Source organism: Colwellia sp. C1TZA3 (assembly GCF_007954265.1).
Classification (GTDB): Bacteria; Pseudomonadota; Gammaproteobacteria; order Enterobacterales; family Alteromonadaceae; genus Cognaticolwellia.
Genome location: NZ_VOLS01000030.1, coordinates 45,517 through 51,899, shown reverse-complemented (window position 1 = coordinate 51,899; position 6,383 = coordinate 45,517). Strand labels below are relative to the sequence as shown.

At 39.9% G+C, this 6,383-nt stretch carries 6 protein-coding genes and 1 pseudogene; 4 read left to right on the top strand and 3 right to left on the bottom strand.

From position 1 onward, the window contains the following. Positions 1 to 164 (top strand): annotated as a pseudogene (locus ESZ39_RS10440) (IS1595 family transposase); the annotation flags it as partial. A 41-nt stretch (positions 165 to 205) separates the two neighbouring features. Here the strand turns inward: ESZ39_RS10440 and ESZ39_RS10435 are convergent. Together ESZ39_RS10435 and lpxL are read right to left on the bottom strand one after the other, a co-directional pair. Continuing rightward, positions 206 to 892, bottom strand: coding sequence for a TcpQ domain-containing protein (locus tag ESZ39_RS10435; protein ID WP_146879851.1), 687 nt, complete (start codon positions 890 to 892; stop codon positions 206 to 208). Between the two features lie 52 nt (positions 893 to 944). Next, positions 945 to 1,883, bottom strand: coding sequence for an LpxL/LpxP family Kdo(2)-lipid IV(A) lauroyl/palmitoleoyl acyltransferase (gene lpxL / locus ESZ39_RS10430; RefSeq protein WP_146879850.1), 939 nt, complete (start codon positions 1,881 to 1,883; stop codon positions 945 to 947). A gap of 69 nt (positions 1,884 to 1,952) precedes the next feature. Between lpxL and hldE the strand changes: the two genes are divergently transcribed. Next, positions 1,953 to 3,380, top strand: a complete 1,428-nt coding sequence (gene hldE / locus ESZ39_RS10425) for a bifunctional D-glycero-beta-D-manno-heptose-7-phosphate kinase/D-glycero-beta-D-manno-heptose 1-phosphate adenylyltransferase HldE (protein WP_146879849.1) — start codon at positions 1,953 to 1,955, stop codon at positions 3,378 to 3,380. A gap of 355 nt (positions 3,381 to 3,735) precedes the next feature. Here the strand turns inward: hldE and tolC are convergent, their stop codons facing one another. Further along, positions 3,736 to 5,097, bottom strand: coding sequence for an outer membrane channel protein TolC (tolC, locus tag ESZ39_RS10420; protein WP_146879848.1), 1,362 nt, complete (start codon positions 5,095 to 5,097; stop codon positions 3,736 to 3,738). A 174-nt stretch (positions 5,098 to 5,271) separates the two neighbouring features. Between tolC and ESZ39_RS10415 the strand changes: the two genes are divergently transcribed. Continuing rightward, the gene (locus ESZ39_RS10415; protein ID WP_146879847.1) at positions 5,272 to 5,907 is read left to right on the top strand and encodes an NUDIX domain-containing protein; all 636 of its coding nucleotides are present in this window, start codon (positions 5,272 to 5,274) and stop codon (positions 5,905 to 5,907) included. Next, positions 5,908 to 6,372: a DUF1249 domain-containing protein gene (locus tag ESZ39_RS10410; protein WP_146879846.1), complete on the top strand. Its 465-nt coding sequence runs from the start codon at positions 5,908 to 5,910 to the stop codon at positions 6,370 to 6,372. Positions 6,373 to 6,383 lie beyond the last annotated feature (11 nt).

Sequence of the window (6,383 nt, the reverse complement as noted above, 5' to 3'; positions counted from 1 at the left end):
TTAACGCTTATCACGGCAGACTTCACGGCTGGATAGCTCGGTTTCACGGCGTAGCAACGAAATACCTCGATAATTACCTAAGTTGGTATAGGTTTATTGAATCAAGTGATAACCCCAATGAAAACAGTCTGTTGTTATCGCAGACACAGTTAATTGGGACATAGCCAATCAAATTGGTATTAGTCGATGAACCTAGCTTTACAGGTTAGTGACGTCGACTTGGTAACAGTAGGCATTCCTTCTTTAAGTAAGCCGTGCCGTATTCGATTACAACAATGGTACGTTGTTGATAACAAAAGTAAATTGAAAGGCCACTTTCAAAGTGCCCTGCAATAGCTTTACCAACTTGATAAGAGGTTGTGACGATATCTTTATTGATTCTAAAAGCATTTTTAACGACAAAGTCACGGTTAAGCCACCAAATAACTTGTAACTTATTATCTTCAGCATACTCTGATAATTTGCCAAATAAGGTTTCACCAAGGCGAAATGGATGGTTATCAGTTTCGCCAATCCAATTTTTAGGTAAGGGTCGAGTGATTAAACCTCGTGCGGTTAATATTTTTTCTAAATCACCTTTTGGCTCTGGTAAATAGACAATATTATTACGAATTTGAGGGCCATCTCCAGTCATGTCGCCGCGTATGCTAGCGTAATAGCGAGAAAGTCCATCAGCAGCAGCATTGGTATTTTCTTCAGTTTCAACAGTTTCTTCTTGTGCTACTGGCTCAGTTAGCTCTTGCTCTTGATTGTTCAGGTCGACCTTTGTGGTAACCACTCCTTCAGTTGGCTGTTGGTTGTCTGAAAATAATGGCGTTTGGTTTAGCCATAATGCTGATGCCAAGGCAATTAGGATCAAGCCTAAAATAATGTTTCGTAACCAAAATTTCATAAATTACTTATAGTTAAATTTATATTTTGATCCACACAATAGCTAATGTTAGCTATTTATACAATGAGGGATCATCTTCGTTCGGGCGAGTTTTAAAGCGGCGATGTAACCACATATATTGCTCAGGTTTCATCATGATTGCTTTCTCTAACTCCTGATTTACTCTTAATACGTCTGCGGTGTCATCACCGGTTGGAAAATTTTCCAGCATAGGTTTTATCTCTAGCGTGTAACCACTGCCGTCGTCATTGCGAGTAGGGATTAGTATGTGTGTTTGGCTATTTTTTTGCCGAGCAAAGATTAATGTACCTGTGGTTGATGCTGCTTCAGGTACCGCAAAAAAGGGTACAAAAACACTGCGACTGCGACCATAATCTTGATCAGGTAAGTAAATACAGGCTTCACCATCATTTAGTGCCCGAAGTAAGCCTCTGACATCACGTTTGCCCAACATATATTTATTTGACCGGCCTCGACCACGAAACTGAAAGTATTCCATTAATTGATTATTATGAGGTCGGTAAAATACTACCATGGGATGACCGTACCCAATGCCTCGGCAATTGATTTCAACACTAAGATAATGCATGGTCAGTAACAGTATACCTTTACCTTGCTTTTGTGCTGCTTCAATATGCTCAAGGCCAATAACTTTGGTATGACGTTTTACACGCCAATTTGGCCACCACCAACCCATCCCCGTCTCTAATAAGGCAATACCAGTATTTTCAAAATTGCGTTTTAGCATAATTTGGCGTTCAGCGTTCGGCATCTCAGGGAAGCACAGCTCTAAATTTCGTAAGGCAACTTTTTTGCGGCTTGAACCTATTTTGTATAGCAAACGACCAATCATTTTACCAAGAAAAAGCTGAAACCGATAAGGTAACCAAGAAATGGTGTAAAGAATAAATACCCCCATCCAAGTTGGCCAATATTTAGGTAACAGGTAGGATATTTTAAAATTTGGTTGTAAAACTTTGTTTTTACTCACGGGATGATTTCAACTCATTGAATTGCTTGTGATACAATATTACTTATTATATCTGTTATAGGGTACAGGATGAAAGTAGATATTCCTGCTTTTGAAAAAGCACGTGTTTTAGTCGTTGGTGATATCATGTTAGATCGCTATTGGTCTGGACCAACACAACGTATTTCACCCGAGGCACCTGTGCCGATTGTTAAAATACTGCAAGACGAAGATCGCCCAGGAGGCGCAGCCAACGTCGCTTTGAATATTGCGTCACTAAATGGTCAGGTAACCTTACTGGGCATTACTGGCCAAGATGAAGCGTCGACAACATTGCAAACTCAGTTGTCAGCAATGAATATAACTTGTCAATTTATTCACTCGCAAGCTCACCCAACGATCACTAAATTGCGTATTTTAAGTCGTAACCAACAATTATTACGCTTAGATTTTGAAGAATCATTTGCCGAACTTGATAAACAGCCGCTGATTGAACAAACCAAAAGCTTAGTTGCCGAGCATGATCTTTTGCTATTGTCGGATTATAACAAAGGCACTTTGTCAGAAGTTCAAGCGCTGATAGAAGTGGCCAAAGCACAAAACATTCCGGTGTTGGTTGACCCAAAAGGCACCGACTTTTCACGCTATCGTGGTGCGACGTTAATTACGCCTAATTTAGCAGAATTTGAAGCGGTAGTTGGACATTGTAAAAGTGAAGCAGAGATTGTTAGTAAAGGCCAAGCACTGCTAAAAGCATTAGATTTAACTGCCATGTTAGTCACTCGTAGTGAACAAGGCATGACCTTGTTACGACATGATCAAGAAGAATTTCATTTACCTACGCAAGCGAAAGAAGTTTATGACGTTACTGGCGCGGGAGATACCGTTATTGCCACCCTTGCCCTTGCCATAGCGGCAAAAGCTGAGTTAACCCAAGCCAGTGCTTTAGCTAATATTGCTGCGGGTATTGTTGTCGGTAAATTAGGCACCTCGACGGTAAGCGAAGCTGAATTAAGTGCCGAGTTATTATCGGGTCAAGAAAGTGGTTTCGGCGTAATGTCGGAAGAACAGTTAAAAATTGCTGTTGAATTAGCGCAAGCACGTGGTGAAAGCATTGTAATGACCAATGGTTGTTTTGATATTCTTCATGCCGGCCATGTTTCTTATTTGACCACCGCAAACACGCTAGGCAGTCGTTTAATTGTTGCGGTAAATGATGACGCTTCTGTAACCCGATTAAAAGGCCCAGGTCGCCCTGTTAACCCAGTCGATCGCCGAATGGCGGTATTAGCCGGTTTAGGCGCTGTTGATTGGGTAGTACCCTTTAGTGAAGATACCCCGCAGCGCTTAATCGCCAATATATTACCCAACACCTTAGTTAAAGGGGGCGATTATAAGGTAGAAGATATTGCTGGCGGTCAAGAAGTTATTGCGGCGGGTGGCGAAGTGAAAGTACTTAATTTTGAAGATGGTATTTCCACCACTAAAATTATTAATGCGATAAAACAAGAAAATTAGTCACATTGATTGTGCTGCTAACATCGTCACTCTTTCATATTGAAGTACTAGATGTCAGTTATTAGCGTAATGCAGGAGCAATTACCAAGGTGTGCTAGTGCCTAAAAGACTAGATGTCGAAGAACGGCCATGCGAATACGACATTGCTTACATGAACCTAAGCACTTAGCTTTTGTCGGGAACAAAAAACTGACTATTCGTCCTGAACATCGTTGTTCTTTCACATCCATGTGAACACAACATACTGTTCGTCCTGAACATAAAAAAGCAGCATTACTGCTGCTTTTTTATTGCACTTTATTAAAGACAAACAAATATATTAATTTATTTACTTTCAAGTCTTAAGCTAAGGGGGTTATTTAGCGGCGATTAAACCTTGGTTTATGTCAGCTAAATCTTGCTCGGTAATGGTGCCGCCAGCACGCTTTAATGCTAATACATTTTGAATATAATTATATCGCGTTGACGATAAATTACGTTTGGCGTCATATAAATTTCTTGTACTGTTTAAGACATCAACAATGGTACGCGTACCTACTTCAAAACCTGCTTCAGTTGCTTTTAACGCACTTTGTGCACTAACCACGGCTTGCTCTAACGACTTAATCGCTGAGACAGCAGTAATAACAGTATTGTAGGCATTACGGGTGTTACGTACTACGTTACGATGCGCTTGTTCCATATTCTGGCTGGCGGCAACATAATTACTTTGCGCTTGACGAACGCTGCTTGATATTGCTCCGCCTGAATAAATAGGCACATATAAAGACACCCCAATTGAGTGGCTGTCTAGTGCTGGGTTATTAAAGTTGCGACCATTTACTTCATTATCTTGCTCGCGACTACCGTAACTGCCATTTAAGCTTAAGGTTGGGTAATGTCCTGATTTCGCGATGTTGATATTTTCTTTGGCAATATCAATACTGATTCTTTCTGCGATAAGCTCTAAATTTTTCGCTTCTGCGGTCTGCTGCCATTCGTTTGCGCTATCTGGGTATGGGCGAGAAGTACTAAAGCGTTCGGTATTTAAAATGTTCAAATCACGGGGATAAACATTTGTAATAACACGTAATGCTTCTTCGGCATTAAACACTTGATTTTTTGATCTAATTTCACCCGTTACGGCATTGTCATACTGAGCCTGAGCTTCATGTACATCGGTAATCGCTGTTAAACCAACAGAAAATCTTTGTTTTGTTTGCTCTAACTGACGTTCAATGGCCGCTTTTTCAGCAATCGAAAATTCCAAATCATCTTTTGAACTAAGCACCTGAAAGTAGGCTTGCGTTACACGAACAATTAAATTTTGTTTAGCTAATTGGTATGAGACATCACTTTGGTGCGCAACTTTCTTTGCATTATCAAGTTTTAACCAAGTACTATGATTATATAACTCCATGTCTAAGTTAATACCATAACTAGTCGTATCACTTTTATTAGTCAGTAATAGACCTGACGACTGTCCAGTATCAGAGGTAGGAATAAACTCACTTTCACTTTCTGAATAGCTTGCAGACGCACTTAATTGTGGCAACAAAATAGCACGCGCTTGCTCAATACCTTCTTCTGTTGCTAAATATTGCGCATGGGCTCGAAGAACAACCGGATCACTAGTTTGAGCTTGCTGGTATACTGACAGTAAATCTTCGGCATTAGCTAAAGAGCTACTTGCAGCATAGGCAAGGCCAATAAATAATGCGGTTATTGTTTTTTTCATCTTGAAGAGGTTCCTATAATAATGAACTGGCTATTATTTTTCTAATCTGACTATCTTATCGCGAAAAAATAATTAGCTAAATAAAATAAGTGTTTAGGAAAGTATTCTAGTGTAACAAAATGTTAAATGCTAGGGTATCGAAAAATTGCCTAACAGCCTAAGAGAGAACTAACGATGAGTATAACCAGAGACGCTTTATTACGCTTTAATTTAACAGACGTAGAGGTGATTAAAAAATCGAGAAAATACCAAGGATTTTTTGCGCTTGATGAGTACCAATTACGTCATAAACTTCATGCTGGTGGCTATAGTAAGGTATTAACACGGGAAGTTTTTGAGCGCGGTGATGCGGTGGCCTTATTACCCTATGATCCGATAAGCGATTGTGTGGTGTTAATTGAACAATTTCGCCCAGGGGCATTACGCAGTAAAACAGGGCCTTGGCAACTAGAACTCATCGCGGGTATGTTTTCAGCAAACGAAGTGGCATTAGACGTTGCGATTCGAGAAGCCAAAGAAGAGGCAAACTTGGATGTGGAGCCTGAAAACGTGATTAAAGTGCTGGATTACCTTTCAAGCTCAGGTGGTATGAGTGAATGCATTCACCTTTATTGTGCCTGTGTTGACAGTGAACATATTTCTGGTGTTCATGGTTTGGAGACCGAAGGTGAGGATATTTTAGTGCATGTTGTTACACGCCAAGACGCTGAAAAGTTACTTGCAGAGGGAAAGATAGCTAATGCTGCCACTATTATTGCGTTACAATGGTTAGCTCTAAATCTTGATAAGCTCAAAGCTAGCTGGAAATAAATGTCAGTTGTTGTAAAAAAATATCGTCCTCATTTACCTACTTTAATGACCTTGTTTGAGGTTAACTATATGTTATTGTTGCGCGTACTTGCTGATAAAGAGCAGGTAGGCGAACAACGCTGTTTTTTTATCTCTGATTTTTTGAGCTATCGAGTGAGAGTCGATGAAGTCACTAAATACACAACTTTACTGACGATTAATCAAGAAGCAAATATTCAAGGTTATAATTTAACCGAGCTATTTCGCCCTAAAATGGTGATCCGCTTATATCATGACGCTCGTATGGCTGAAGTGATCAGTAATCAAGATGTACAGCAAATTAAGCCGCGTTATGATTACCCCAATAACAAAATGCATTTGCCTGATGAAAAACAGCAAATTAACTATTTCTTAAAAGAGTGGTTACAGCTGTGTCTGCAATTAGGCCAAGTGCAGATCAATATTAATATCCTGAAAAACTCCTAAGTTAATATTAA